Here is a 25,786-nt window from a genome sequence, read left to right on the forward strand (position 1 = left end):
GCCGGGGCCGCCGTCCGACCGGGGTCAGCCGTCGATGACCGACGTGATCTGGTCGGAGTCGGTCATCGCGCCCGACCAGACGCGGATGTCCTCGATCTGGCCCGCCAGGTAGTGCCCCCAGGTCGCGCCGACGTAGGCGCGGCCGCCGGTGAAGTCGCCCGCTCCCTGGACGGCGGTGAAGGGCTGGGTGTCCTGGAGGTTGTCGCCGAGGTAGAGGCTGACCGCGCCGGACTGGGCGTCGAGGACGCCGGTGACCTGGACGGTGCCGTCGGCGCTGCCGCCGCTGGGGTCGTCGTTGGGCGAGACGGCGCCGGTGAAGGTGCCGTCGGTGGCGACCCGGCCGAAGAGCCACTGGCCCTGGGGGACGGTGATGACATTGCCGTCGTCGTCCAGTGTGGTGGTGGTGCCGGTGTACTTGAACCACACGCCCCACGAGGAGCCGTCGGCCGAGCGCTGCCCCGCGATCTGTTCGGTGTAGCCGACGGGGTGGGTGACCAGGGCCGCCGCGTCGAGCTGGGTGCGGGTGGTGACCGTGAAGGAGCCGGTGTCGTCCACGACGGAGCCGGGCGTGGAGACCGAACCGGTGGCGCCGTCGAGGGCGATGGTGTCGCCGTCGAGGGTGGCGCCGCCCGAGGTGGTCAGGGTGCGGCCGTAACCGGAGGCGGTGTCGGCGAGGGTGGTGCCGGAGGCGCCCGACGGGTCCCAGGCCGCGGTCAGTTCGACCTGGGCCTTGCCGTCGGTGCCGAGCAGCCGCGCCTCGTCGGAGGCTTCCTGCGAGGTCAGCGTCCGCTGCCAGACCTTCACCTCATCGATGCTGCCGGGGAAGTTGTACTGGTACGTCCCCCACTTGTACCGCCCGATCTGGAAGGCGCCGGTCGCCGACCACGAGCCGGTGGTGGTCGCGGTGCCCTGGAGCACGCCGTTCACGTACAGCGCGCTCTGCGAGGTCGCCGGGTCGTAGCTGCCCAGCAGGTGGGTCCACACCCCGGTCCTGGGCGGGGACTTGGCCGCCACTCCGTAGTACGCCGTGCCGGTGTTGGCGTCCTGCTGCTTGACCCCGAAGAACCAGGTGCCCAGGCCGTGGTCGTAGGCGAGGATGAACGGGCTGTACGTCACCCCGTCCTGGGAGAGCACGATGCCGTTGGGCGTGGTGGTGTCCAGCTTCACCCACGCCGAGACGGTGTACGCCGAGCGGGTCTCCAGTACGGGCCCCGCTGTCGAGGCGTACCCCGACGTCCCGTCCAGGTGCAGGCCCTTGTCCGGGGTGCTGCCGCCGTTGCCGTCCGGCAGGTCGCCGCGGCGGCCGTTGGCGTCGCGGACCGCGCCGGTGCCGGACAGCGTCGCGTTGTGCTGCTGCGCCGCCACGGTGGTCGAGGTGTCGACGGCCTGGCCGCCGCTCTCGTCGAAGCTCCACTGCCCGACCGGGCCCGCACCGGCCGCGACCAGGAAGTCCTTCACCGTCTCCGCTCCCCAGCGCCCGACGACGTCCTTGGCGCGGACGTCCAGGTGGTACGTGCCGGAGGCGGGCGGGGTGATCGTCGCACTGGTGACCCCGGCCGCGAGCGCGATCCACGCGTCGGACGAGGACAGCTTGTACTCGTAGGCGGTGTTGGTGTCACCGGACGCGGGCCCGAAGACGACCTTGCCCTCCACGCCGGGACCGCCCGCCGGAACACAGGTGTTGGGCAGGCACTCGCTGTAGGTTCGCGCGAAGGTGACCGTCGGCGCCTTGGGGGCGGTGGAGTCGACCTTGAAGTAACACCAGCCGGTGGTCGAGCCGTTGGACGGTCCCGCCAGATAGCTGCTCTGGTTGTCGTAGTACGAACGGGTCCATGTGCGGTACCGGTACAGCGTCCCGTCGGTCAGGGTCGGTGCGGTGGCGACGCCGGGTGAGACGTTGTCGCCGACGAATCCGGTCGCGGGCCGCACGATGTCGCTGAACGCGCTCGACCAGGTGGCGCTGGACGCCGTGTACTTGTCCATGCTGAAGACCGAACGCAGCCGCGCGCCCGACTCGCCGCCCGCCGCCGTCTGCGGCACCGACGACAGCGCGGGCGTCGGGTCGGAGATCACCGACGGGTCGGCGCTCTTGGTCGAGCACACCACGCCGCTGCCCGTGACCAGACCGATCTTCGTCGGGAGCGCGGGGTTGGCCACGTAGTTGACGGACAGCGCCGCGTTGTTCTTGAACCGCTTCCACGCGGAGGTGTCGGACTCGTCGTGCGCGCGCAGTTCGAGGGTGAGCTTGGCGAATTTGCCCGCGGCGAAGTCCGCGACCGTGGGCGTCAGATTCTCATTCGTCTCGTCCGGGTTGTCGGCGAATTCGATCGGCGCGTCAGGGGAGTTGGGGTCGCAGGTCGAGCCGCGGCCGGCCGAGAAGGAACGGTCGACCATCAGGTCGAGCTCCTTGGGACGTGACGACCAGGTCGTGGACGACGAGAAGTTGTTCGTGCGCTCCAGGTCCGTCCAGCGCGCGTCGCACTGGAACGCCCAGGGCGAGGTGACGCGGAAGGTCGCCTTCAGGACCTTCTTGCCCTTGAGGGCGCCGGGGGTGAACTGGAAGTAGAGCCGCTGCGTGTAGCCGGGACCGCAGTAGTAGCCGTTCCAGGAGCCGCAGTGGCCGTCGCCCTCGCCGTTGGTGCCGTTGCCCCAGCCGTAGCTGCTGTAGCCGTCGCTGCGCAGGAGCGTGCGCTGCGGGGCGCCCGAGGCGAGCGACACGTCGGGGTCGATGTACAGCGGGTACGCGGCGGTGTCCTTGGCCGCGAGGAGGTGGGGGTCGGGCACGACGGCGACGGAGGTGCCGGTGACGTCCAGCGGGGTGGTGGCGGTGGTGGCGCCGGGGGCCGGGCCGTCTTCGGGGGCGAGGGCCTCGGCGGCCTCGGCGCTGGGCGCGGCCTTTGTGGTGGGCGCGGCCTTGGTGGTGGGCGCGGTCTTGGCGCTGGGCGCGGCCTTTGTGGTGGGCGCCGTCTTCGCCGTGGGCGCGGCCGGGTTGTCGACCGGGGCGGACGCCGTACCGAGCGAGTCCCACATCTGGGCGGCCGAGGACGTGAACAGCTCCTGCCCGTCGGGGCCGACCGCGCTCAGGCCGCCGCTCGCGGTGTCGCTGACGTCCAGGCCGGAGGCGCGCATCCCGAACTCGATCCGCTTCAGCGCCGGATTGGCCGCCGCGGTCGGCGTCTTGACCACCAGCACCTCGCGGTAGCCCTGCGTGGTCGCCGTCATGCGCAGGTCCACGCCCGGCAGCACGTCGGCGTACACGGCGCTCTCGCCGTCCAGCGTCGGGGCGGGCAGCGTGCCGGGCCAACTGAAGGCCAGCGTGCGGCCGTTGCGCCCGATCGTCACCAACGGGGCGGTGCCGCCGCCGGAGAATGCCAGATCCACCACGGCAGCCTTCGGAGCCAGGCTCCCGTCGGCCTTCCTGGCCAGGGTCGCGTCCGGCTCGGCCCAGGAGCCGTCCGCCCGCGCGACCCGTACCGGGGCCGTGAACTGGTCGAGCCGCATGGTGATTCCGTCGGGATTCGCGTACGTCGTCGTGTTCTCCGTACGCGCCCCCACCACCTCCACCGGCTGCCCGGACGCCTGCGCCTGGTCCAGGTCCCGCTGCGCCTCGGTCTGCGGGCCGGGCGCGGGGTCCGCCGTCGCGTCCAGGGGCGTCAGCCCCGCCCACGCCACCGTGGCCGCCGCCCCCACCGCGACCCCCCGCCACGCCAGCTTCCGCGCTCTGCGCCGCATACGAATATTCACAGTCCGCCCCCACCCCGTTCCACCGAACTCCCCTATGAGCGAAGTGGATTCTGTGTCCATCTAACGAAGCGCGTCAATCCTTTCAGGAAAAAATTAAGTGGAATCCCGCCTTCTGCACCTGCCGCCACCTGCTCCGATACGTACCTCGGGGTTCACGAACCCCGAGGTACGTACAGCCTTTTCCCGCCACCCTTTCCGCCGGCCGGATTCCGGGACGAATTCCCCCCGCAGCCCCTTTATCCGCTTTTCCTCCGGTCAGTCCGCCGCCACAACCCCCGCCCAGTCCAGCCCACCCCGCGCCCCGACCCCGGACTCGTAGCCGCCGCCGGTGAAGAACGGGGTCGATCTCTAGGACCTGTCGTCGGGGGCGGGAGGGGGCGGAGGGGTGGAGGGGGTCGCCTCGGGCGTCGGGGTGGGGGTCTCGGAGGAGGCGGCGGGCTCCGAGGGGGTGGGGGTCTCGGAGGAGGCGGCGGGCTCCGCAGGGGTGGGGGGCTCGGAGGGGGTGGATGCGGGTGGGGTGGTTTCGGCGGGGGTGGCCTTGCGGAGACGGGAGCGGGTGGGGGCGGGGGCCGGGTCGTCGGAGAGTTCCTGGATGTCGTCCATGCCCTCGTCGTGGCCGGTGAGGGGGGCGGTGGGGCGGTCGGCGCCCACGCCCGGGGCGCCGGACGCCTGGCCCTCCGGCGGGAGGAGCCCGTAGTGGACGTACAACTCCTGCTCCTGGTCGAGTCCGAGGTGCTGCTCGGCGTCCTCGCGCGGCGCGGCCTTGATCGTGTCGAGGTCGTACGCCACCCGCAGCACACCGCCGCCCGTGTCGCGCCCGATCTCGTGCTCGGCGCCTGCCAAGGGGACGAACGTCTCCTCGAAGCCGTGCATCCCGGTCCTCACCGTCACCCACTGCGGCCGACGGTCCCAGTCGTCCACGTACACATGGCTGACCCGGCCGATGAATTGCCCGTGCCGGTCGTGGATCGTCAGTTCCCTCAATGCCTCGGAACTCCCGAAGACGTCATCCGTCATACGAATTCACTCCTCTACGACGTGCCTGCGGCCCAACCGGAAAAGGTGCGGCACCGTCCTCCCGCGAACCGCGTGCCCGACGAGGCCACCTTCTCCCATCCCGACCGCTACCCCGTGGCGGGACACCTAGGGCTTTTCTTTCAGATCATCGGATCTGCGCGCGAGGTCGTCCCGCTCGCCCGGGTGCGGCTGCCGCGCATCGGCTCGATCAGGCGGGAACGCCTCGCGTACCGGTTCCGGCCCGAGGTGCGGCTGCCGAACGTGTACATCCTGTGGCAAGCCCTCACCGAGCGCCCGGACCGCACGGACCCCGAGGGCGGTGTGGCCGGCTTCATCGCCGTGCACGAGCTCGCCGGAGTGTTCTCGGCGGGCTCCTGGGAGCCGGTCCGCGCGTCCGAGGCGCGGTCGGGAGTACGGCTCGCGTCCGAGGCGCGGTACGGGAGTACGGCTCTGGTCCGGGCGCCCCGCCAAGGCGGCTTCCGGCGAGGCGGCTTCTTCCGGCGAGGCGGCCGATCCCGGTGCCCTCCCCTGGCACGACGTCCTCGCCGAGGTCACGTCGTGGGGAACTCGGGGGCGGCGGGGGGAATCGGCCTACTTGATCTCTCCGGCGAAGACGATGACCTGGTCGATGAGGCTCCGCCGCAGATGGACGACGTCGGTTCCCGTCAGGCGGGGGCCTCCGTCGGGAGTGGTGAAGACCCACTCGTACCGGGCCCACTCGTCGGGCATGTCCACCGCCGAGCAGCGCTCCATCGTGCCGGCCCCCGCCGGATGGCGCCGGATGTCCAGCACGAAGCGCTCGACCGCCTCGATCCCCTCGCTGCGTCCCAACGGCCCCCAGAAGAGGACATCCGAGGTCAGGGCCTGGGAGAGCAGCCCGGTCACATAGGTGTCGTCCGACGCGTTGAACGCGGAGATGAACGTGTCGATCGCGGACTGCGCGGTCTCTTCATGCATGTACCAGTAGTACCAGCCCACTCGCGGCAATAGTCGCCGTGCGAGCCATGTCCCGGACACGGCGGGCGGACCGCGCGGGCGGGGGCTGTCTAGGGTGGCGGCTGCCTAGGGCGACGGCTGTCTAGGGTGGGGGGATGACCGACGGGGAGACAGGGCAGGGCGGGGAGCGGGGCGGCGAGCACGGCGACCGGCGGGACGGGGCGCTCACGCGGGTGCTGCTCGCGGAGGACCAGGGGATGATGCGGGGCGCGCTCGCGTTGTTGCTGAATCTGGAGGACGACCTGGAGGTCGTCGCGCAGGTGGCCGCCGGGGACCGGATCGTGGCGGAGGCGCTGGAGGCGCGGCCGGACATCGCGCTGCTGGACATCGAACTGCCGGGGCGCAGCGGCCTCGACGCGGCGGCGGAGCTGCGCGAGCGGCTGCCGTCGTGCCAGGTGCTCATCCTCACCACGTTCGGCCGGCCGGGGTATCTGCGGCGCGCCATGGAAGCGGGCGCGGCCGGATTCCTGGTCAAGGACGGGCCCGTCGAGGAACTGGCCCACGCCATCCGCCGTGTCCTGCGCGGCGAACGCGTCATCGACCCGGCGCTGGCCGCGGCCGCGCTCAGCGCGGGACCCAGCCCGCTCACCCCGCGTGAGCGCGACGTGCTCAACGCCGCCGCGGACGGCTCCACCGTCGCCGACATCGCGGCCCGCGTCTTCCTCTCCGAGTCCACCGTGCGCAATTACCTCTCCGCGGCCATCGGCAAGACCGGCACCCGTAACCGCATCGAAGCCGTACGCCACGCGCGCCAGAACGGCTGGCTCTGACCCCTCACGCCAGCGAGGCGAGGAACGCTTCGGCCGCGTCGTCGACGCGGGCGCGGTCGCCGGTGGCGAGGAGGTCGAGGAGCAGGCCGCGAACGGTGGCGATGACGAGGGTGGCCGTACGCACTGCCGACTCGGGTGATACGTCGGGTCCTTGGGCGGCGCACAGGGCGTTCATCCAGTCGGTGACGACGTGGTCGAGGAAGTCGGAGAACTGCTCGGGCGCCTGGAGCGCCCGCCCGTAGACGGCGAAGAAGAGCCGGAACTCGGCGCCTTGGCGCGGGTCCGAGGCGCGTCGCCAGACGGCGCGTACGGACGTCGCCAGATCGGGCTGGTGTCCGGCCGTCTCGTTGGTGGCCTGGAAGATGCGCTCGCGCAGGCGCCCGAGGACGGCCTGGAGCATCTGCTCCTTGGTGCCGAAGCGGTAGACGAGGGTCGTGGGCGACACCCCGAGGGCGGCGGCGACCGGCCGCCACGACACCTCGGAGAAGCCGTGCTCGACCGTGTAGTCGACCACCGCGTCGAGCAGTTCCGCGCGCCGCTGGTGGTCGACGGGGCGCCCCGCCATCGCTGCCTCCGGTTGATCGTCGCGGTCGTTCGTGATCATCACGGTCCGTCGCGACCGTCACGGTCCGTCCTGTTCGTCGCGGTCCGTCCTGTTCGTCGCGGTCCGCCGTCGTCCATCCTCCCTCGCGCACCGGCCGCCGTCACCGCTTGACTTTTCTTGCACGACCGTACAAAGAATAGAGGGTGACCGCAAGGCCGCCCGCTACGGATCCGCCGGACGGGCGCGCCCCTTTCTGGAGGTTCCCCATGCGCGTTTTCGTCACAGGAGCGTCGGGCTGGGTCGGCCGCGGGCTCGTACCCGAGCTGATCACCGCGGGTCACTCGGTCGTCGGGCTCGCCCGCTCCGATGCCGCCGCCCGGACCCTGCGGGCCGCGGGCGCCGAGGTCCTGCCGGGGTCGCTCGACGACCTCGGCACACTGCGGGATGCCGCCGCGTCGTCCGACGGGGTCGTCCACCTGGCGTTCAAGCACGACATCGCCTTCGCGGGCGACTTCGCCGGTGCCACCGACGCCGACCGCGCGGCGATCGAGACCTTCGGCGAGGCCCTGACCGGTACGGACAAGCCTTTCGTCATCGCCTCCGGCATCCTCGGCGTGCTCGGGCTGGCGCCCGGCGTCGTCGCCACCGAACGCGACGGTCTCGCGCGGGCCGCGAGCACGGAGGGCGACACCGATAGCGCCGACGGCGGTGACGGCACTGACGGCACCGGTGCCACCGACAGCACCGACGCCCCGATCAGCGGCTCCGGCGGCCGGATCGGCAACGCCCACTACGTCCAGGCCCTCGCCGGCCACGGCGTCCGTTCCAGCGTCGTACGCCTCCCGCCCGCCACGCACGGCACCGGCGACAACGGGTTCGTGCCGGTCGCGATCGGCTTCGCGCGCGAGAAGGGCGCCGCGGCCTACGTCGGCGACGGCGCCAACCGCTGGCCGTCCGTCCACCGCGACGACGCCGCCCGGCTGTTCCGCCTCGCGCTCGAATCCGCGCCCGCCGGTTCCGTGCTGCACGCGGTCGCCGACGAGGGCGTACCGATCCGCGAGGTCGCCGAGATCTTCGCCGCGCACCTCGGCGTCCCCGCCGTCTCCGTCACGGCCGAGCAGGCCGGGGAGTACGTCGGCTGGCTCGGCCGCTTCTGGGCCGTCGACGGCCCCGCCTCCGCGCGGATCACGCGCGATCTGCTCGACTGGCAGCCGACCCGCCCCGGCCTGCTCGCGGACCTGAAGGACGGCCACTACTTCCGCTGAGCGCCGCGGGATTCCCGCGATGTCCGATTCGTTCAAGAAAACGGCGCCGGTCGGCCGTAGCGTCGCGGTCATGGACAACAGCAACGGCACGGACAGCGCAGGCACGGAAAGCGCAGGCAGGGACGGCTCAAGCAGGAAGGGCGCAGGCAGGGAATCCCGGCACCTCGGCATCCGTATCGACCGTCCCGTCAAGGACGTCTACGACTACGCCTCGGACCCGGCGAATCTGCCGGAGTGGGCGCACGGGCTGGGCGGCTCGATCGAGGAGATCGACGGTCAATGGGTCGCGCGATCCGCCCCCTTGGGGCGGGTGACCGTCGCCTTCTCGCCCGCCAACGAGTGGGGCGTGCTCGACCACGACGTCACGTTGCCCTCCGGGCAGACCGTCTCCAACCCGGTCCGGGTGGTCGCGGACGGCCCGGCCAGCGAGGTCGTCTTCACGCTTCGGCGACAGCCGGAGACGAGCGACGACGACTTCCGGCGCGACGCCGAGTCCGTCACCGCCGACCTGGCCCGGCTCAAGAGCCTGCTCGAAGCGGCCGGACGGCCGTAAAGGCGCCCCCGCGGGTGTCAGTGCCGTGCGATAGACAACTCCTCACAGACTCCGGCGGTAGCGGGAACGAGCGATGAGGGGGCCACCATGGCGGTCGAGGACGCGGCGGCGGATACGGAGGCCGGGCTGGCCGGGCGTACCGAGGTGGTCGGCGGGATCGAATCGCTGGTCCTCGACGGCCGCCGCCTCTGGTTCGGCTTCGACTTCACCTCCGACCAGGTGCTCTCCCCGCTGATCGACGACGCGGGAGCCATGGCGCGGTTCGCCGCGCGGCACATGCGGCAGCGCACCGGCGCCCACGACGAGGCGTACTGGGCGGAGCTGGTCGCGTCCGCCGTCGACAGCTCGGACCTGGTGTGGCGCGACGAACAGCGCGCCTTCACCACGAGCGCGTTGGAGGCCGGGGACGCGGGCCCGGCGGCCGGACACCTGCTGTACCTGCTCGACGCGGCCACCGAATGGGACGGCCACGCCCCCGCGGACCTCCCAGCAGCCGGCCTCCCGGCCGATGTCCCCGCCGACCTCCCCGCCGACCTCCCCGCCGACGCGGAAGAGGCCGAACAGACACTGCGCGCCCACCACGCCGTGGGCAACTGGTCCCTGCTCTTCGCCCCCTACATCCGCGGCCTCCCGCACAAGACGTCCGCCCGCGGGCGGTAGCCAGGGACAGGTTCTCCCTGGCTAAAAGGGCGGCGGGCTCGGAGGATGGGAGGGTGATCGACAGGACAGGGCTGGCCGACTTCCTCCGCCGGAGGCGGGAGGCGCTGCGGCCCGCGGACGTCGGCCTGGCCGAGGGGGTACGGCGGCGGACGCCGGGGCTGCGGCGCGAGGAGGTGGCGCAGCTGGCGGGGGTGTCGACGGATCACTACACGCGGCTGGAGCAGGCGCGCGGCTCGGCGCCGTCCGAGTCCGTCGTGGCGGCGCTCGCGCGTGCGCTGCGCTGCGACCCGGACGAGCGGGACCACCTGTTCCACCTCGTCGGGCTGTCGGCGCCGCCGCGCCTGGCCGGGAACCGGATCCGTCCGGGGCTGATCAGCCTCGCGAGCCGTCTGGTGGACGTGCCGGTGTGCATCTACACCGACCTCGGCGAGGTGGTGTGGACGAACGCGCTCCAGGACGCGCTCACCGGCCGGGACATCATGGGCCCCGGCCGCGAGAACAACATCTTCTGGCAGTGGTTCACCGATCCGGCCTGGCGCGCGCGGGTGCCGGAGGAGGACTGGCCGCGGATGTCGGCGGCGCACGTCGGCGACCTCCGCTCGACGTACTCCCGCCGCGCCGGGCACCGGGGCCTCGCCGACCTGGTGCGGGATCTGCTCGACAGCAGCGCCGAATTCCGCGCGCTGTGGGAGCGGCACGAGGTCGCGGTGCGCCGCGCGGACCGCAAGAACGTGCTGCACCCGCGGGTCGGGCTGGTCCGGCTGCGCTGCGAGGTGCTGCTCACGCCCGAGGACGACGTACGGATGCTGGCGTCGTTCCCGGTCGAGGGCACCGACGCCGCGGAGAAGCTCGCGCTGCTCCGCGACGACGCGACGGCGGCCCCGGCCGCGACCACAGACCCGGCCCCGGCCACAGGCCCGGCTACGGCACCGGCACCGGCACCGGCACCGGCTACGGCTACGGCTACGACACCGGAACGATCTTCGGAGTCGGCTTCGGCAACAGCGCCGTGAGCGCGGTGCCCACGACCAGGAAGGCCGCGCTGATCAGGAAGGCCAGGGAGTAACCCGAGGTCAGCGCGCGGGCCGCCGACGCTCCCGCGTGACCGCGGGAGGAGATACGGCTGGCGGCGGCGGTCGCGAGGATCGTGAGCCCGAGTGCCCCGCCGAGCTGGCGGGAGGTGTTGAGGAGGCCGGAGACGAGCCCCTGTTCGCTCATGCCGACACCGGAGGTGGCCGCCGCCGCGATCGGGGTCATCATCAGGCCCGCGCCGAACATGGTGAGGACGCCGGGCCCGAGGATCGAGGTGAGGAAGGCCCCGTCCACGGTGAGCCGGCTCTGCCAGGCCAGGCCCGCCGCCGAGATGAGCCCGCCCGCCGCGCCGACGATCCGGCTGTCCACGTAACTCATCAGCCGGGGCGCCAGCTTGGAGCCGACGATGATGCTGACGGTGTGCGGCAGGAAGGACAGACCGGCCCGCACCGGGCTGTAGTGCAGCACATTCTGCATGTACAGCGACAGGAAGTACCAGGTGGCGAAGGTCGCGGCCCCGGCCGCGAGCAGGACGGTGTTGGCCGCGGACACCGAACGGATACGGAACAGGCGCAACGGCATCAGCGGCTGGGCGGTCCTGGCCTCGACGGCGACGAAGCCGCCGAGCAGGACGGCGCCCCCGACGATCGGCAGCAGCGCGGTGGCGGACGTCCAGCCGTGCGACTCGCTCTCGGCGATGCCGTACGCGAGGGCGGCGACACCGCCGGTGACCAGGACGGCGCCGGGTACGTCGAGACGGCGGCTCGTACCGCCCCGGCTCTCGGTGAGCCACAGCGCCGCGCCGACGATCACCAGCGCGCCGATCGGCACGTTGACCAGCAGCACCCAGCGCCACGACAGGTAGTCGGTCAGCAGGCCGCCGACCAGGCCGCCCGCCGCGCCGCCGCCCGCGCCGACCGCCGTCCAGGTGCCGATCGCCCTCGTCCGCTCGGGGCCCTCGGGGAAGGACGTGGTGAGGATGGCGAGCGTGGTGGGCGCCAGTACGGCGGCGCCGATGCCCTGGAGAGTGCGGGCGGCGATCAGCAGCCCCGAGGACTGGGCGAGGCCGCCCGCGAGGCTCGCGGCCGTGAACAGGCCGAGGCCGACGAGGAAGACGCGCTTGCGGCCGAAGAGGTCGGCGGCCCGGCCGCCGAGCATCAGCAGGCCGGCGAAGGTGATCGCGTACGCGTTCACCACCCACTGCTGACCGGCCTGGCTCAGCGCCAGGTCCGTACGCATCGACGGCAGCGCCACGTTCACGACGGACACGTCGAGCACCACGAGGAACTGGCCCGCGCACACCGCGACCAGCACCGCCCATGCGGGCGGCGCCGGGCGCCCGGTACGGCGGGGGGTTCGTTCGCGCTGTCCGAGGAGATCGCTCATGGGGACCATGCTGCCGTCCCGCCTGTCACGAAAGCATCGGGATTTTGGCCTACGTCCACCCCCGCCGGGGCCTAGGACATCTTCCGGGGGGTACGTGCTTCGGGACCGGTCCCGGGACAGGTGGGTTTGGCTGTACGCATGAACCATCAGCCTTCCGCGGGCCCGGCCCGTTTCCGTCCGCTCGTGCGCGCCGTGCTGTTCGCGGCCGTGGCCGCCGTCCTCGTATCGTGCGGCGACGGCGGCGCGGGCGGCTCCGGCCGCTCCGACGGCGCGGGCCGGGCCGTACCGGCGTCCCGCACACCGACGACCGCCACGACATCCCCGAGTCCCACGACCGCCAGCCCGTCGCCCGCCCCGACGCTGCCCGTGCCGTCGGACGGCACGGACACGGAGCTGTGCAGGGACGGGCGCTGCGAGGTCCGGGTGACCGAGGGCGACACGATTCCGGTGCCCGCGCGATCCGGTGTCGGACGGCTCACGGTGACCTCGGTCGGGGGTCACACGGTCATGCTGACCGCACCGCTGATCCAGTCGCAGTTCGACTCCGACGGCGGCTGCCAGATGAGCGTCACCGGCCCGTCGGACGAGGACTCCGGCTCCACCGACCTGACCTGCGAGGCGGGCACCAAGGGGAGGGTGAACAAGCTGAGTCTCCAGCTGCTCGGCGTCGTGGGCAGGGCCGCCGTGCTGCGCATCGGCCTCGCGGCCTCGGGCACCGGCGCATAAGGCCCCGGCCCGGCCCCCATCCCGGCACCCCAGCCCCGGCCCGGCCCAGGTCCCGGCCCGCGTCCCGGCGGAAATAAGGTGAACCCCATGACGGATGTGGTGGCGGCGTTCGAGGCCGCGAAGGGGTTCATGCCACGGGACGAGGGCCTGGCCCTGTACGCGGCGGCGAAGGAGGCCGCGGCCGGACTCGGGCTGCCGCTGCTGGAGGTGGGCACGTACTGCGGGCGGTCGACGATCCTGCTGGCGGACGCGGCCAGGGGCGCGGGCACGGTGGCGGTGACCGTCGACCACCACCGGGGCAGCGAGGAGCAGCAGCGGGACTGGGGCAACGGCGAGTACCACGACCCGGAACTGGTGGTGGAGGAGGCGACGGGGCTGATGGACACGCTCCCGGCCTTCCGCAGGACGCTGTACGAGGCGGGCCTCGAAGAGCACGTGATCGCGGTGGTCGGGAGGTCACCGCAGGTCGCGAAGGTGTGGCGGCAGCCGCTCGGGCTGGTGTTCATCGACGGTGGGCACACCGACGAGCACGCGGGCGGCGACTACGAGGGGTGGGGGCCGCTGGTCGCCGAGGGCGGGCTGCTGGTGATCCACGACGTGTTCGCGGACCCGGCCGACGGAGGGCAGGCGCCGTACCGGGTGTACCGGCGCGCGCTGGACTCCGGCGCCTTCGCCGAGGTCTCGGCGACGGGGTCACTGCATGTGCTGCGCAGGCTGCCGGGCCCGTTCGAACCGTAGCCCGCGCGTCCTACGGCCGGGCAGCCGCACGAACCGCGGCCCCTTCCCGCCGCGCCCCGCGCGAACCGCGGCCCCATCCCGCCGCGCCCCGCACAACCCGCGCGGCATACGGCCGAGCGGCCCACGCCACCCGTCGCCGTCACGACCACCTCGCCCTCCGTAGCTCCCCGGCCGCGCCGCGCGACCGCCCTTCAGGGATGTCCGCGAGGCCGATAGAGTCGCTGGCGTGTTCAGGAACGAGTCGTACGGGGGCGGCAAGCGCCGCTCTCTGATCATCGCCGTCGCCGTGGTCGTACCGGCGTGCCTGGCAGGCGGTCTGGTGTACCACGCGGTGGGCGATTCCGGGGGCTCGGAGCAGGACAGCGCGGTACGGGCCGCGCCGACGTCCTCGCCGTCGGCCTCACCGACCTCGGCGGGTACCGGCGACGACGGCCAGAAGGGCTCGGCGCCCCAGGCGGACCTGGCGGGCACGGCCCCGACCGCGCAGGCGACGGCCTCCCCCCGACCGCTCAACACCGCAGGCGCGATGAGGCCGTTGGCGGGAAAGGTCGTCGTCCTCGACCCCGGCCACAATCTCAACAACGCCAAGCACACGGCGGAGATCAACAAGCTGGTGAACATCGGCACCGCCCGCAAGGAGTGCGACACCACGGGGACGGAGACCAACTCCGGTTACGCGGAGGCGACGTACACCCTGGACGTCGCGCACCGGGTGCGGGCGATCCTGCTGGCGCGCGGCGCGCAGGTGAAGCTGACGTACGACGGCGACCGGGCGTTCGGCCCGTGCGTGGACGAGCGGGCCCGGATCGGGAACGCGGCGCACGCGGACGCGGCCCTGTCGATCCACGCGGACGGCGCGCCCGCGTCGGCGTCCGGCTTCCATGTGATCGCGCCCACGTCGGTGCACGTGGGCATCGCGGACACCCGTAAGATCGCGGCGCCCTCGTATCTGCTGGCCACGACGCTGCGTTCGCGTTTCGCCGCGGCGACCGGCGAGCACTTCGCCGACTACCTCGGCGGCGGTACGGGGATGACGGTCCGCGACGACCTCGGCGGGCTCAACCTGTCCACCGTTCCGAAGGTGTTCATCGAGTGCGGGAACATGCGCAACGCTCATGACGCCAAGTCGTTGACGGACTCCGCGTGGCGGCAGCACGCTGCCCAGGGGATCGCCGACGGCCTCACCGCCTTCCTCGAAGGGAAGAGGTGACAGGGCTGTAGCAGTCCGGTATGGATCGTGCACCAATGGTCATACCTGGCTGTCCGGACATGATCACACCCGTACGATGGGGCACCGCCCGATTGAGTACGGCCGAGTTAACCGAACTGACAAAGGACAGGACCTGACGTGAACATCCGCTCCCTGACCCGAGGAGACGGCGCGGTGATCGGAGCAGCGGTGCTGCTGCTGATCGCCTCGTTCCTGCCGTTCTTCAGCTTCAAGTCGCCGTTCAACGGCGCGGAAAGTTCGCGGAACCTGTGGCACTCGGACTACTTCCCGATCCTGCCTTCGGTGACGCTGGCCGCGCTGATCGCCGCCGCCGCGGTGGTGCTGGCGCGTACCGGTCCGCTCGTCGGGCGGCAGATCCTGGGGCTCTCGCTTGAGCAGTGGGCCGTCGCGATCTCGCTGTTCGTGGGCTGGACCGCCCTGTGGGCGACGCTGTTCGACAACCCGGACGGCGTCGACAAGGGCGCGGGCAACTGGCTGACGCTGCTGTTCGGCGTCGTCATCGCGGTGGCGGCCCCGCTGTCCAACCGTCTTCCCGCGCTGAAGGCCCCGCTGCTCGGCGCTCCGCGGCCCGCGGCCCAGCCGTACGGTGTCGGCCCCGGCCAGCAGCCGTACGCGGCGGGTCCGCCGCAGGCCGGTTACGGGTACCCGGGCGGCGCGCAGTCCGTCGAGACGCCGTACGGTCAGCCGCAGCAGGCCCAGCAGCCGTACGGTGCGCAGCAGTCGGCGCCGCAGCCGGCCGCCGCGCAGGGTCCGTCGTCGGACTTCACCGCTTTCTGGTTCGCGGTGCCGGTCCCGCGCCCGTTGTTCGCGGAGGACAACCCGGGTGCGCAGATCGCCGAACTGACGCCGGGTACCTGGTACTTGGCCGTGGACCAGCGCGGCTCCGCGCTGATCGCGCAGACCCAGGACGGGCGGCGCGGTGTGCTCCAGGACAGCAGCGGCATCCAGCGCGGCTGATCGTTTCTCCTTCCGGTACGCGACAGCGGCCGGTCCCGCTCCGGACCTCCGGACGCCGGGACCGGCCGCCGTTCTTTTCCGCCCGCCCGCCTGCCCGCCCGCCTGCCCCCCAGCCCGCCCCCCGCTGCCTGTGTACGGCCCCGCGCCCGGCCGCCGGTCTTCCGGCCCGCGGCGGGCGCGCGTACCCTCCCACTATTCCTGACACACCGTCAGATCACTTGCCCCCAGGAGGCGTTCATGCGGCTCGGACTCGCGCTCGGTTACTGGGGCCGCGGCCCGGACCCCGGCCATGTGGGGCTGGCACAGGAAGCGGAACGGCTGGGCTACGACTCGGTGTGGACCGCGGAGGCGTGGGGCTCGGACGCCTTCACCCCGCTCACCTGGATCGCCGCGCACACCAGCCGGATCAGGCTGGGCACGGGTATCGCGCAGATGGCGGCCCGCTCCCCCGCCGCCACCGCGATGCAGGCGCTCACCCTCGACCACCTCTCCGGCGGGCGGATGCTGCTCGGCCTCGGCCTGTCGGGACCGCAGGTGGTGGAGGGCTGGTACGGCCGCCCGTTCCCGAGCAGCCCGCTGACCGCGACCCGCGAGTACGTGGACGTGATCCGCCAGGTGCTGCGCCGCGAGGCGCCGGTACGGCTGGACGGCCGTTTCCACGCGCTGCCGTACGCCGGTCCCGACGGCACCGGGCTCGGCCGCCCGCTGAAGCCCATCACCCACCCGCTGCGCGCCGCCCTGCCGGTGCTGCTGGGCGCCGAGGGTCCCAGGAACATCGCCCAGACGGTACGGATCGCCGACGGCTGGCTGCCCCTTTACTGGTCGCCGTTCCGTACCGACGCCTACGACGCGCCACTCGGCGAGGCGTCGAAGGACTTCATGGTCGCCCCCCTGGTCCGCGCGCAGGTCTGCGCGGACCCGGCCGACGGGCTGCTCCCGGTCAAGGCGATGCTCGGCTTCTACATCGGCGGCATGGGCGCGCGCGGCCGTAATTTCCACGCCGAACTGATGGGCCGGATGGGGTACGAGGAGGAGGCCGGGCGGATTCAGCGGCTCTTCGCCGAGGGCCGCCGGGAGGAGGCGGTGCACGCCGTGCCGGACGCCTTCGCCGACGAGATCTCGCTGGTCGGGCCGCGTGAACGGATCGCCGACCGGCTCGCGGCCTGGCGGTCGGGCCCGGTCACCGACCTGCTGGTGACCGCGCCCGACCGGGAGACGCTGCGGGTGCTGGCGGAGCTGAACGCCTAGCGGGCGGCCCGGCGGTGGGCTCCGAACGCGTCAGCCGACGATGTCCTCAGCCGACGATGTCCTGAGTCGCCGCCGCCCTCAGCCGCCGCCGCCCTGAGCCGCCCCTGCCCTCAGCCGCCGATGTCCTTGAGCGACGGCACGTTGTCGGTGACGTCCGCCCCCGCGCTCTTGCCCGCTTCCTTGACCTTGTTGATCACGTCGTCGAAGTTGTTCGCCGCCTGGTCGGCGGAGTCGCCCTTGCGGAGCTTGGCCGGCAGGTCCTTGAGCGCGTCGATGCCCGCCGTCAGCGGTGCCACCGCCTTGCTCAGCGTGGGGTCGGCCTTGGCGTTCCCGGCCGCCGCCTTCAGCCTGTTGTAGGCGAAGGTGCCCGCGAGACCGGCCTTGACCAGCGCGAAGGTCCGGCCGCTCGCGCCCTTCTTGAACTTGCCCGCCTTGTACGGCTTCACGATCCACTGGTACGTGGCCCCGGCCGCGAGGCCCGCGTTGGCGACGAAGCGCGTCTTGGCCAGCTTCTGCTTCTCGACGGTGCTGGTCGGCGACGCGCTCGGGTCCGAACTGCCGGTCGACATGGAGTCCGTGGACTTGCCGCAGGCGGTCGCCGTGAAGAAGGTGACGGCGAGCAGGAGCGCGACGATCGTCCGGCGCAACGGGATGCGTGTCGGCACGGGGACCTCCGGGGTGGCATACGGGCTACGGGTGCGGGGCGTGCGTGATCTTTGGCAGCATCACCCGGCCCCGGTCCGCCCGCCACTCGGGAGTTCTGGCCAGATCCTCACGCTTCGCGAGGGCGCGCCGTCACCGCGGAATCGAAAGGAGTTTCAATCGCCGGAGCCGGGCAATGCGGTTGTCATGGCCAGACGGTATGGCGGTAACCCCGCCGCGGCGATCATCCTCATCGTCGCAGACATCGCTGCACTGATCCTGATCCTGTGGATCTTCTTCTTCGTGTTCGACGCCAACCGGGCGAACGACCTGGTCAACTGGGTCCATCACTCGGCGAATTGGCTCGCGGGCTGGTCGAAGGACCTGTTCACGGTGGACAACGCCAAGTGGCGCACCGTGCTCAACTACGGTCTGCCCGCAGCCGTCTACCTGCTGGTCGCGCACGCGGTGGCAGGCCGGGTCAACCGCGCCTGACGTACGGCACGCGTCTCAGCAGCAGCCCGTCCTGCCGGACGCCTCGGGTTCCAGCCCGACCGGCAGCCGTTCCCCGCTGAATACGGCGGTGGTCGCCTCGTCCCCCCCGAGCGCGGCCACCGCCAGCAGCACGGCGGCGGCGGTCCACGCGGTGCGCTCCACCGGCCAGACGGCGTCGTCGTCGTAGACGTACCCCGTCCAGTACAGGCCGTCGTCCGCGCGCAGGTGCCGCATGTCGGCCAGCAACTGTACGGCGCGGTCGGACTCGCCCACCGCCCAGAGCGCCAGGGCCAGTTCGGCGGTCTCGCCGCCGGTCACCCACGGGTTGGGCACCACGCAGCGGACGCCGAGGCCCGGCACCACGAAGCGGGACCAGCCCTCCTCGATCCGCTCCAGCGCGCGCGGCCCGCGCAGCGCGCCGGACAGCACCGGGTAGTACCAGTCCATGGAGTAGCGGCTCTTGTCCAGGAACCGCTCCGGGTGGCTGCGGATCGCGTGCCCCAGCGCGCCGGTCGCCAACTCCCAGTCCGGCTGCGGCTCTTCGCGGTGCTCGGCGATGGCCAGCGCGCAGCGCAGCGCCTGGTGGATCGACGAACTCCCGGTCAGCAGCGCGTCGGTGACGACTCCCCCGCCGTGCTCGGCCGCCTCCCGCTTCCAGCCGACCTGGCCGCCGGGCTGCTGGAGCCCCAGCACGAACTCCACCGCCGCGTAGACCGTCGGCCACAGCCGGTCCACGAACGCGTCGTCCCCGGTGGACAGATAGTGGTGCCACACGCCGACGGCGACGTACGCGCAGAAGTTGGACTCCTGGCCGCGGTCGGTCGGCCGCTGCGGGTCGCCGTCCTGGTAGGCGGCGTACCAGGACCCGTCCTCGTTCTGGTGCCTGGCCAGCCAGTCGTACGCGGCCCGCGCGCGCTCGTGCTCGCCCGCCGCGTCCAGCGCCATCGCCGCCTCGACGTGGTCCCAGGGGTCGAGGTGGTGGCCGCGGAACCAGGGGATCGCGCCGTCCTCGCGCTGGACCGCCGCGACGGCGTCCACCGTCTCCGCGGCCTGCTCGGCGGTGAGCACACCGGGCAGCGCCAGCCGCTCCGTGCGGTCCGGCCTCCGGCTGGGATACGTCACTTGGCGGCGCCCGGGGCGGCTGTGACGTCGGTGTCGTCCGCGGACGGCGAGACGGCGTCCACCGGCAGGTGCGGCTTGGTCGCGTAGGCCACGAAGCTCTTGCCGATCAGCGGGTTGAGCGCCTGTTCGGCGACCCTTGTGGCCAGCGGTTTCTTCATGATGTCCCAGACCAGCAGCTTGTGGTACAGCTTCACCGGCAGCGCCTTGTCGTTGTCCACGCCGACCGCGCACTTGATCCACCAGTACGGCGCGTGCAGCCCGTGCGCGTGGTGCGTGCCGTACGGGCGCAGGCCCGCCTCCCGCATCCTGCCGAGCAGTTCGTCGGCCTTGTAGATGCGGATGTGGCCGCCCTCGACCTCGTGGTAGGCGTCCGACAGCGCCCAGCAGACCTTCTCCGGGCCGTAGCGCGGCACCGTGACCGCGATCCGGCCGCCGGGGCGCAGCACCCGCACCATCTCGGCGAGGACGCCCTTGTCGTCGGGGATGTGCTCCATCACCTCGGAGATGATGACGACGTCGAAACTCTCGTCGGGGAACGGGAGTTGGAGGGCGTCGCCCTCCATCGCCACCGCCGACGCGCCCTCCGGCGCCTCGCCCTCCTCCTTCATCGCCGCGAACCAGCGGGCGACTTCGCGGATCTCCTCGCCGTTCCTGTCCAGCGCCACCACGTGCGCTCCGCGCCGGTAGCACTCGAAGGCGTGGCGCCCGGCGCCGCATCCGAGGTCCAGCACGCGGTCGCCTGCGGCGAGCGGGAAACGGGTGAAGTCGACGGTCAGCATCAGCGGTTGCTCCCTACCGGGCCGGACTCGGTCTCGGGGGGCACGTCCCCCATACGTTCACCTTGCGCGAGGGCGCGCCCTTCAGGGGCGCGGGGCACCGCGCGCTCGGCCGGTGCGGCGCCGCGGCTCACCGACCGCCCCAGCGGGGCGGACGCGGTCGGTTCCGCGACCACCGGCCCGGTGGCGGCTTGCTCGCGCCCACGCGGCGGCAGCCGCACATCGGACACAGGCCCGCGAGCCCGCGGGGCGGAGGCGATCGCTTCGCGGTACAGGGCCACCGTCGCCTCGGCGGCCCGCTCCCACGTGAAGTGGGCCAGGACGCGGGCGCGGCCGGCGGCGGCGAGCCGCTTGCGAAGGCCGGCGTCGTCGAAGACACGTTCAAGCCCAGCGGCAAGCGCACCGGCGTCGCCCGGGGGCACGGCGAGGCAGGTCTCGCCGTCGGGCCCGGCGACCTCGGGGATGGCGCCGCCGGTGGTGGCGACCAGCGCGGTGCCGGTGGCCATCGCCTCGGCGGCGGGCAGGGAGAAGCCCTCGTAGAGCGACGGCACGCAGGCGACCTCGGCGCCGCGCAGCAGGTCGACCAGCTCGGCGTCGCTGATGCCCTTGACGAATTCGACGGCGTCCGCGAGGCCGAAGTCGGCGATGGCCTCGGCCACGGGCCCCTTCTCCGGCCGTTTGCCGACGACGACGAGATGGGCGTACGGCCGCTGCGCCCGTACCTTGGCGAGCGCCTCGATCAGGAAGACCAGGCCCTTGAGAGGCACGTCGGCGCTCGATGTGGTGACGATCCGGCCGGGCACCTCGGCCACGGAGGGGTCGGGCGAGAAGAGCCGGGCGTCGGCGCCGATCGGGACAGCGCGGATGCGGTCCGGCCGTACGCCCAGGTCCTCGATGATCTCGTCGCGCGAGGAACCGGAGACGGTCACCACGGACGGCAGGCGGCGGGCCACCCGCTTCTGCATCTGCGTGAAGCCGTACCAGCGGCGTACCGACAGCCGTCGCTTCCAGCCCTGCGCCGCGGCCAGGTCCAGGCGGCGGTCCACGGTGATGGGGTGGTGGATCGTGGTGACCAGCGGCAGGCCGAGGCCGAGCAGCCCGTAGCCGAGCGTCTGATTGTCGTGGACGACGTCGAACTCGGCGCGGCGGGCGGCGAGATGGCGCCGGGCACGCAGGCTGAAAGTGAGCGGTTCAGGGAAGCCGCCGGTCCACATGGTGGCGACCTCGAGGGCGTCGACCCAGTCGCGGTACTCGCCGCGCTTGGGGGTGCGGAACGGGTCCGGCTGCCGGTACAGGTCGAGGCTGGGCAGCTCGGTGAGGGTGACGCCCTCGCCGACCGCGTCCAGCACGGGGTAGGGCTGCGCGCCGATCACCTCGACGCTGTGGCCGAGCGCGGCCAGCTCGCGGGACAGGTGCCGGACGTACACGCCCTGGCCGCCGCAGAAGGGATTTCCCTTGTAGCTGAGCAGGGCAATCCGCAGCGGCCTGGCCTGTGAGGTCACTCCGGCCCCCTTCTCGGTCGCGATTGAGCCGGAGCGTAACCGCTGTCGCGCTAATCTAGAACAAGTTTCAGACTTGATGGTACAGAAAGCCAGTCCACCGGCCGCCGGACGGTCGGATCACGCCGCCGGGGGCGGGGCCCGGTGCGGGCCGAGGGTGACTCGCACCACGTCACCCGCCCTGCCATCATGCACGCAGCGCGGGACACCGGCGGCACGGGCCGACCGGCCCGCGGACCGGCACGCAAACGGGTACGGGAACGGCATGGGATGGGACACATGAGCACTGACTCCAAGCCGTCCAGCCCGCCGCTCCCGCGCGTACCGTCGCACTCCCCCGCGCCGCACTCGCCGCCGCTGACGGAGCGGCAGGAGGCCCGGCGCCGCCGCATCCTGCACACCAGCGCGCAGCTCGCCTGCCGGGGCGGTTTCGACGCCGTGCAGATGCGGGAGGTCGCCGAGACCTCGGGCGTCGCGCTCGGCACGCTCTACCGCTACTTCCCCTCCAAGATCCATCTGCTGGTCGCGACCATGCAGGACCAGCTCGGGCAGTTGCACGGGACGCTGCGCAAGCGGCCCCCGGTGGCGGCCGAGCCGGCCGACCGGGTCGCGGAGACCTTGATGCGGGCCTTCCGCGCGATGCAGCGCGAGCCGCATCTGGCCGACGCGATGGTGCGCGCCCTCACCTTCGCCGACCGTTCGGTCAGCGCCGAGGTCGACACCGTCTCGCGGCTGACCACGGCGATCATCCTGGACGCGATGGGCCTGGACGCGCCCCCCACGGCCGAGCAGCTCTCGGCCGTCCGGGTCATCGAGCACACCTGGCACTCCGCGCTGGTCACCTGGCTCTCCGGCCGGGCCTCGATCGCCCAGGTGAAGATCGACATCCAGACGGTCTGCCGTCTGATCGACCTGACGTCCCCCGAGTAGCGCCCGCGCGGGCGCTGCCCGGCGCGCTCCCGGCCGAGGGTCACGGGCGAAGATCACGGATGAAGATCACGGGCGAAGATCACGGGCGAAGATCACGACCGTGGCTGGCCGCCACCGCCCGGCGACCGGGGACCCACGACCCCTTCACGGGAACTTCACCGGGCCCTCGCCGACCCGTCGCCCGTCGTACCGTCGGAGCGGGATCGCCGGTAACCGGATACCCGGTCAACACACTTACACCTCAAGGGAGTTGACTGTCCGCGTGCGCGTAAGCGCGCGCAGCATATGGGGCAATAATGCCCCACTGCAACCTTGTCTCCGAAATTTCCAGAAACGATCTGGACCCCGCGTGAGCGGAACGGCAGACTCGGAACCACCATTCAGAAGGGACACCATGCCGCTCAGAAGCACCGCAACCGCCCGCCAGGAGCGCCTCGGTGCGGAGCTACGGAAAATGCGGGAAGCCGCAGCGATCACCGCGCGGGACACCGCGCGGCTGCTCGGCACCGACCCGGCGAAGGTGAGCCACATCGAGGCCGGGCGGCTCGGCGTGAGCGAGGAGCGGTTACGCAGACTCGCGGCGTTCTACGAGTGCGGCGACACCGCGCTGATCGACGCGCTCGTGGTCATGGCCAACAGCCAGGGCCGCAAGGGCTGGTGGGAGACCTACCGCGGCGTCGTACCGGCCGGGCTGCTGGACATCGCCGAGCTCGAACACCACGCCACCCGGCTCCGTACCATCCAGATCACCCACATTCCGGGTGTGTTCCAGACCGAGGACTACACCCGCACAGTCTTCGGCTACGCCATCCCGCCGTTGCCGGACAACGAGCTGGAGGCGCGGGTGGCCCAGCGCATGGAGCGTTCGGGAGTGCTCTACCGGGAGACGGCGCCGCCGTACGAGGCGCTGATCCACGAGGCCGCGCTGCGCATGCGGTTCGGCGGCGGGAAGGTGGCGCGCGCCCAGCTCGAACACATCCAGGAGCTGAGCCATCTGCCGCACATCAGCGTGCGGGTGATCCCCTTCGCGGTGGACGGTCACATAGGTTCCGGCCACGCGATGCTCTACGCGAGCGGTCCGGTACGGCCGCTCGACACCGTTCAGATCGACTCCGCACACGGCATCAGCTTTCTGCACGCGGCACCGCATCTGTCCAATTACCGCGTGCTCTACAACACTCTCGCGGAGGTTGCGCTGGATCAGTCCCGGTCACGGGACTTCATCCGCGACATCTCCCAAGACCTCTGAAAGGCCCGCCGATGATCGCGCCCGCGCCGCTCGTTTGGCAGAAGTCCACGTACTCGCAGGAACAGGGCGAGTGCGTCGAGCTGGCCGAGGACGGCGGCGCGGTCCTGCTCCGCGAGAGCGACGACCCAGGGGTCGTGCTGTGTACGACGCCGACCGCGCTGGCCCGCTTTCTGCGGGCCATCAAACGCGGCGGGTGAGGCGGGGACGGCCCCGGGCCCCCGCGCCCGGTCCGACCCAGTCCGGACCGGCCCGGCCCGGCCCGGCCCGCAAGGGTGACGACGGGTAGCCCGGCCGGGTGATTCCGGCCGGGCGGGCTGTTCACACCGTCCGTCCGGTCACTCCTCCGGCGGGAAGACCGGCTCTCCCGACCCCTGCACGGTCAGGGTGATGGCCTCCACCGGGCAGCTCTCGGCCGCCGCGAGGAGGCCCTCCGAGGCGTCCGCCTCCGCCTCCACCGCGCGGGACTGGCGGGGCACGCCGCCCAGCACGAAGGCGCCGGGGGCGCCGATCGCGCACAGTCCCGAGCCGATGCAGACGGAGCGGTCCACGTCCACGTGCCAGCGGTCGCCCATCAGTCGGTGCCCTCCGCCGTGCCGCCCGCCGTGCCCGCTGCCCCGGCGGCCTCCCGCGCCGGGGCGGCCGGGTAGTCGGCCGGGAGGTGGATCATCTTGTGCTCCAGGTACTCGCTGAACCCCTCGGGCCCGAACTCCCGCCCGAGACCTGAGTCCTTGTAGCCGCCGAAGGGGCCGAGCATGTCGAGGCTGAAGGTGTTGACGGAGTACGTGCCGGTACGCACCTGGCGCGCGATGTCGATGCCGTGCTCGGTGTCGGAGGTCCACACGCTGCCGGACAGGCCGTAGTCGGAGTCGTTGGCGATGCGTACGGCGTCGGCCTCGTCGTCGTACGGCAGCAGGCAGATCACCGGGCCGAAGATCTCCTCGCGGGCGATCCGCATCCCCGGCGCGACGTCGCCGAACAGCGTCGGCTCGACGTACCAGCCGGTGTCCAGGCCGCTCGGCCGGCCGCCGCCGGTCAGCACCTTGGCGCCCTCGCGCTGGCCGATCGCGATGTAGTCCAGGGAGCGCTGCCGCTGGCGTTCCGCGACCAGCGGGCCGACCTCGGTGGCCGGGTCCAGCGGGTCGCCGACCACCAGCGCGGAGGCCGCCGCCGCCAGCCGCTCGGCGATCTCGTCGTAGTGGGTACGGGGGGCCAGGACGCGGGTCTGGGCCACGCACGCCTGGCCGTTGTTCATCCACGCGTTGGGCACGATCCCGGCGACGGCCGCCGTCAGGTCCGCGTCCGGCAGGATCACGGCCGCCGACTTGCCGCCCAACTCCAGTGTCACGCGCGTGAGATGGCGCGCGGCCACCTCCATCACCCGCTTGCCCGCCGCGACCGAGCCGGTGAACGACACCTTGTCCACGCCGGGGTGGCCGACCAGGTACTCGCTGACCTCGCGTCCGGCGGGCACGATGTTCAGCACCCCGTCCGGCAGCCCGGCCTCCCGCGCGATCTCCGCCAGCAGATAGGCGTCGAGCGGCGACTCCGGCGACGGCTTGAGCACCGCCGTGCACCCGGCGAGCAGCGCGGGCCCGAGCTTCGCCGCCGCCGTGAACTGCGGTACGTTCCACGGCACCACGGCCGCGACGACGCCGACCGGCTCGCGCCGTACCAGGATCGGCCCGAGCGCTCCGGCCCGCCGCTCCTCGTAACGGAAGTCGCGCGCCACGGTGATCGCGGCGTCCCAGACCATCATCGCGCCGAGCGCCTGGGCCAGGACGCTCCAGGAGACCGGTGAGCCGTTCTCCCGGCTGATCAGCCGGGCTATCTCCTCGTGCCTGACCAGGACGGCGTCCTTGATCCGGCCGACGACCTCGATCCGTTCCGCCAACGTCGAGCGGGGCCAGGGCCCTTCGTCGAACGCGGTGCGGGCCGCCGCCACCGCCCGGTCCACATCCGCCCGCGACGCGTGCGGCACCCGTCCGAACACCCGCTCCGTGTGCGGCGACACGACCTCGATCGTCCCCCCGTCCCCCGCCGGATCGACGAACGCCCCTCCGATGAACAGCTTTCCGTGCTCGATGAAGTCGGAACCAGGACCGGGATCGTTCATCGCTGTCGCCTCCGCCGCTCTCGCTGTCTCCGCTCGAACCATTTCTGACGCTCAGTCAGAACTGATACCAGTTCTCGTTATAGTGGGCAATGG

25 protein-coding genes are annotated in these 25,786 nt (G+C 72.2%); 14 read left to right on the top strand and 11 right to left on the bottom strand.

The genetic code is table 11. The annotated features are described in order from the left end of the window. Window positions 1-24: 24 nt before the first annotated feature. From ACIOC1_RS10030 to ACIOC1_RS10040, 3 genes are all read right to left on the bottom strand, one after another. On the bottom strand, window positions 25-3,732 hold the full coding sequence (locus ACIOC1_RS10030; RefSeq protein ID WP_401853166.1) for a LamG-like jellyroll fold domain-containing protein: 3,708 nt from the start codon (window positions 3,730-3,732) through the stop codon (window positions 25-27). 360 nt (window positions 3,733-4,092) lie between these two features. Then, on the bottom strand, window positions 4,093-4,761 hold the full coding sequence (locus tag ACIOC1_RS10035; RefSeq protein WP_401853168.1) for a hypothetical protein: 669 nt from the start codon (window positions 4,759-4,761) through the stop codon (window positions 4,093-4,095). A 591-nt stretch (window positions 4,762-5,352) separates the two neighbouring features. Further along, a complete protein-coding gene (locus tag ACIOC1_RS10040; protein WP_355345356.1) occupies window positions 5,353-5,718 on the bottom strand; it encodes a nuclear transport factor 2 family protein in 366 nt (121 codons plus the stop codon). A gap of 134 nt (window positions 5,719-5,852) precedes the next feature. Here ACIOC1_RS10040 and ACIOC1_RS10045 point away from each other — a divergent pair, with 134 nt between their 5' ends. Beyond that, entirely contained in the window at window positions 5,853-6,527 is a 675-nt protein-coding gene (locus tag ACIOC1_RS10045) for a response regulator transcription factor (RefSeq protein ID WP_355345359.1), read from the top strand. Window positions 6,528-6,531: 4 nt separating this feature from the next. On the opposite strand, the gene ACIOC1_RS10050 is transcribed toward ACIOC1_RS10045, so the two are convergent. Further along, a complete protein-coding gene (locus tag ACIOC1_RS10050; RefSeq protein WP_401853172.1) occupies window positions 6,532-7,131 on the bottom strand; it encodes a TetR/AcrR family transcriptional regulator in 600 nt (199 codons plus the stop codon). Window positions 7,132-7,337: 206 nt separating this feature from the next. Between ACIOC1_RS10050 and ACIOC1_RS10055 the strand changes: the two genes are divergently transcribed. The 4 genes from ACIOC1_RS10055 (at window position 7,338) to ACIOC1_RS10070 (ending at window position 10,562) form a co-directional block, all read left to right on the top strand. Continuing rightward, entirely contained in the window at window positions 7,338-8,336 is a 999-nt protein-coding gene (locus ACIOC1_RS10055) for an SDR family oxidoreductase (RefSeq protein WP_401853173.1), read from the top strand. A 70-nt stretch (window positions 8,337-8,406) separates the two neighbouring features. Then, window positions 8,407-8,889, top strand: coding sequence for an SRPBCC family protein (locus tag ACIOC1_RS10060; RefSeq protein ID WP_401853175.1), 483 nt, complete (start codon window positions 8,407-8,409; stop codon window positions 8,887-8,889). A gap of 87 nt (window positions 8,890-8,976) precedes the next feature. Then, complete coding sequence (locus tag ACIOC1_RS10065; protein WP_401853177.1) at window positions 8,977-9,549, top strand: hypothetical protein; 573 nt, start codon at window positions 8,977-8,979, stop codon at window positions 9,547-9,549. 53 nt (window positions 9,550-9,602) lie between these two features. Next, window positions 9,603-10,562, top strand: coding sequence for a helix-turn-helix transcriptional regulator (locus tag ACIOC1_RS10070; protein ID WP_401853179.1), 960 nt, complete (start codon window positions 9,603-9,605; stop codon window positions 10,560-10,562). Here ACIOC1_RS10070 and ACIOC1_RS10075 read toward each other — a convergent pair. After that, a complete protein-coding gene (locus ACIOC1_RS10075) occupies window positions 10,513-11,967 on the bottom strand; it encodes an MFS transporter (RefSeq protein ID WP_401304208.1) in 1,455 nt (484 codons plus the stop codon). The two genes, ACIOC1_RS10070 and ACIOC1_RS10075, sit on opposite strands and share 50 nt — an antisense overlap. A gap of 138 nt (window positions 11,968-12,105) precedes the next feature. On the opposite strand from ACIOC1_RS10075, the gene ACIOC1_RS10080 reads away from it, so the two are divergent. From ACIOC1_RS10080 to ACIOC1_RS10100, 5 genes are all read left to right on the top strand, one after another. Next, a complete protein-coding gene (locus ACIOC1_RS10080) occupies window positions 12,106-12,693 on the top strand; it encodes a hypothetical protein (protein ID WP_401853182.1) in 588 nt (195 codons plus the stop codon). Window positions 12,694-12,780: 87 nt separating this feature from the next. Continuing rightward, window positions 12,781-13,431 carry a class I SAM-dependent methyltransferase gene (locus ACIOC1_RS10085; RefSeq protein WP_401853184.1) on the top strand — a complete coding sequence of 217 codons (651 nt, stop codon included), beginning with the start codon at window positions 12,781-12,783 and terminating at the stop codon, window positions 13,429-13,431. 226 nt (window positions 13,432-13,657) lie between these two features. Further along, on the top strand, window positions 13,658-14,641 hold the full coding sequence (locus ACIOC1_RS10090; RefSeq protein WP_355345388.1) for an N-acetylmuramoyl-L-alanine amidase: 984 nt from the start codon (window positions 13,658-13,660) through the stop codon (window positions 14,639-14,641). A gap of 138 nt (window positions 14,642-14,779) precedes the next feature. Then, window positions 14,780-15,619, top strand: coding sequence for a hypothetical protein (locus tag ACIOC1_RS10095; protein WP_355345391.1), 840 nt, complete (start codon window positions 14,780-14,782; stop codon window positions 15,617-15,619). A gap of 237 nt (window positions 15,620-15,856) precedes the next feature. Continuing rightward, a complete protein-coding gene (locus tag ACIOC1_RS10100) occupies window positions 15,857-16,867 on the top strand; it encodes an LLM class F420-dependent oxidoreductase (protein ID WP_355345394.1) in 1,011 nt (336 codons plus the stop codon). Window positions 16,868-16,977: 110 nt separating this feature from the next. Here the strand turns inward: ACIOC1_RS10100 and ACIOC1_RS10105 are convergent, their stop codons facing one another. Further along, entirely contained in the window at window positions 16,978-17,532 is a 555-nt protein-coding gene (locus tag ACIOC1_RS10105) for a hypothetical protein (protein ID WP_401853186.1), read from the bottom strand. 184 nt (window positions 17,533-17,716) lie between these two features. Between ACIOC1_RS10105 and ACIOC1_RS10110 the strand changes: the two genes are divergently transcribed. Beyond that, a complete protein-coding gene (locus tag ACIOC1_RS10110) occupies window positions 17,717-18,004 on the top strand; it encodes a hypothetical protein (protein ID WP_188285062.1) in 288 nt (95 codons plus the stop codon). A 15-nt stretch (window positions 18,005-18,019) separates the two neighbouring features. On the opposite strand, the gene ACIOC1_RS10115 is transcribed toward ACIOC1_RS10110, so the two are convergent. Genes ACIOC1_RS10115 through ACIOC1_RS10125 form a run of 3 tightly spaced genes read right to left on the bottom strand, consistent with a single transcriptional unit; the run spans window position 18,020 to window position 21,404 of the window. Further along, a complete protein-coding gene (locus ACIOC1_RS10115) occupies window positions 18,020-19,126 on the bottom strand; it encodes a prenyltransferase (protein WP_401853188.1) in 1,107 nt (368 codons plus the stop codon). After that, entirely contained in the window at window positions 19,123-19,905 is a 783-nt protein-coding gene (locus ACIOC1_RS10120; protein ID WP_355345403.1) for a class I SAM-dependent methyltransferase, read from the bottom strand. Before ACIOC1_RS10120 ends, ACIOC1_RS10115 begins: the two co-directional genes overlap by 4 nt. After that, on the bottom strand, window positions 19,905-21,404 hold the full coding sequence (locus tag ACIOC1_RS10125) for a glycosyltransferase (RefSeq protein WP_401853190.1): 1,500 nt from the start codon (window positions 21,402-21,404) through the stop codon (window positions 19,905-19,907). Before ACIOC1_RS10125 ends, ACIOC1_RS10120 begins: the two co-directional genes overlap by 1 nt. Window positions 21,405-21,680: 276 nt before the next feature. Here ACIOC1_RS10125 and ACIOC1_RS10130 point away from each other — a divergent pair, with 276 nt between their 5' ends. The 3 genes from ACIOC1_RS10130 (at window position 21,681) to ACIOC1_RS10140 (ending at window position 23,777) form a co-directional block, all read left to right on the top strand. Continuing rightward, complete coding sequence (locus ACIOC1_RS10130; RefSeq protein ID WP_188285065.1) at window positions 21,681-22,331, top strand: TetR family transcriptional regulator; 651 nt, start codon at window positions 21,681-21,683, stop codon at window positions 22,329-22,331. A 394-nt stretch (window positions 22,332-22,725) separates the two neighbouring features. Next, window positions 22,726-23,580 (top strand): helix-turn-helix transcriptional regulator, encoded by an 855-nt coding sequence (locus ACIOC1_RS10135; RefSeq protein WP_188285066.1) that lies wholly within the window; start codon window positions 22,726-22,728, stop codon window positions 23,578-23,580. Between the two features lie 11 nt (window positions 23,581-23,591). Next, window positions 23,592-23,777, top strand: a complete 186-nt coding sequence (locus ACIOC1_RS10140) for a DUF397 domain-containing protein (protein WP_188285067.1) — start codon at window positions 23,592-23,594, stop codon at window positions 23,775-23,777. A gap of 138 nt (window positions 23,778-23,915) precedes the next feature. Here the strand turns inward: ACIOC1_RS10140 and ACIOC1_RS10145 are convergent, their stop codons facing one another. Beyond that, a complete protein-coding gene (locus ACIOC1_RS10145) occupies window positions 23,916-24,152 on the bottom strand; it encodes a ferredoxin (protein ID WP_355345411.1) in 237 nt (78 codons plus the stop codon). Next, window positions 24,152-25,693, bottom strand: a complete 1,542-nt coding sequence (locus tag ACIOC1_RS10150) for an aldehyde dehydrogenase (RefSeq protein WP_401853193.1) — start codon at window positions 25,691-25,693, stop codon at window positions 24,152-24,154. The genes ACIOC1_RS10145 and ACIOC1_RS10150 overlap by 1 nt, the downstream gene beginning before the upstream one ends. Between the last annotated feature and the right edge of the window lie 93 nt (window positions 25,694-25,786).

This window comes from Streptomyces sp. NPDC088197, from assembly GCF_044741185.1.
In the GTDB taxonomy this organism is placed as follows: Bacteria; Actinomycetota; Actinomycetes; order Streptomycetales; family Streptomycetaceae; genus Actinacidiphila.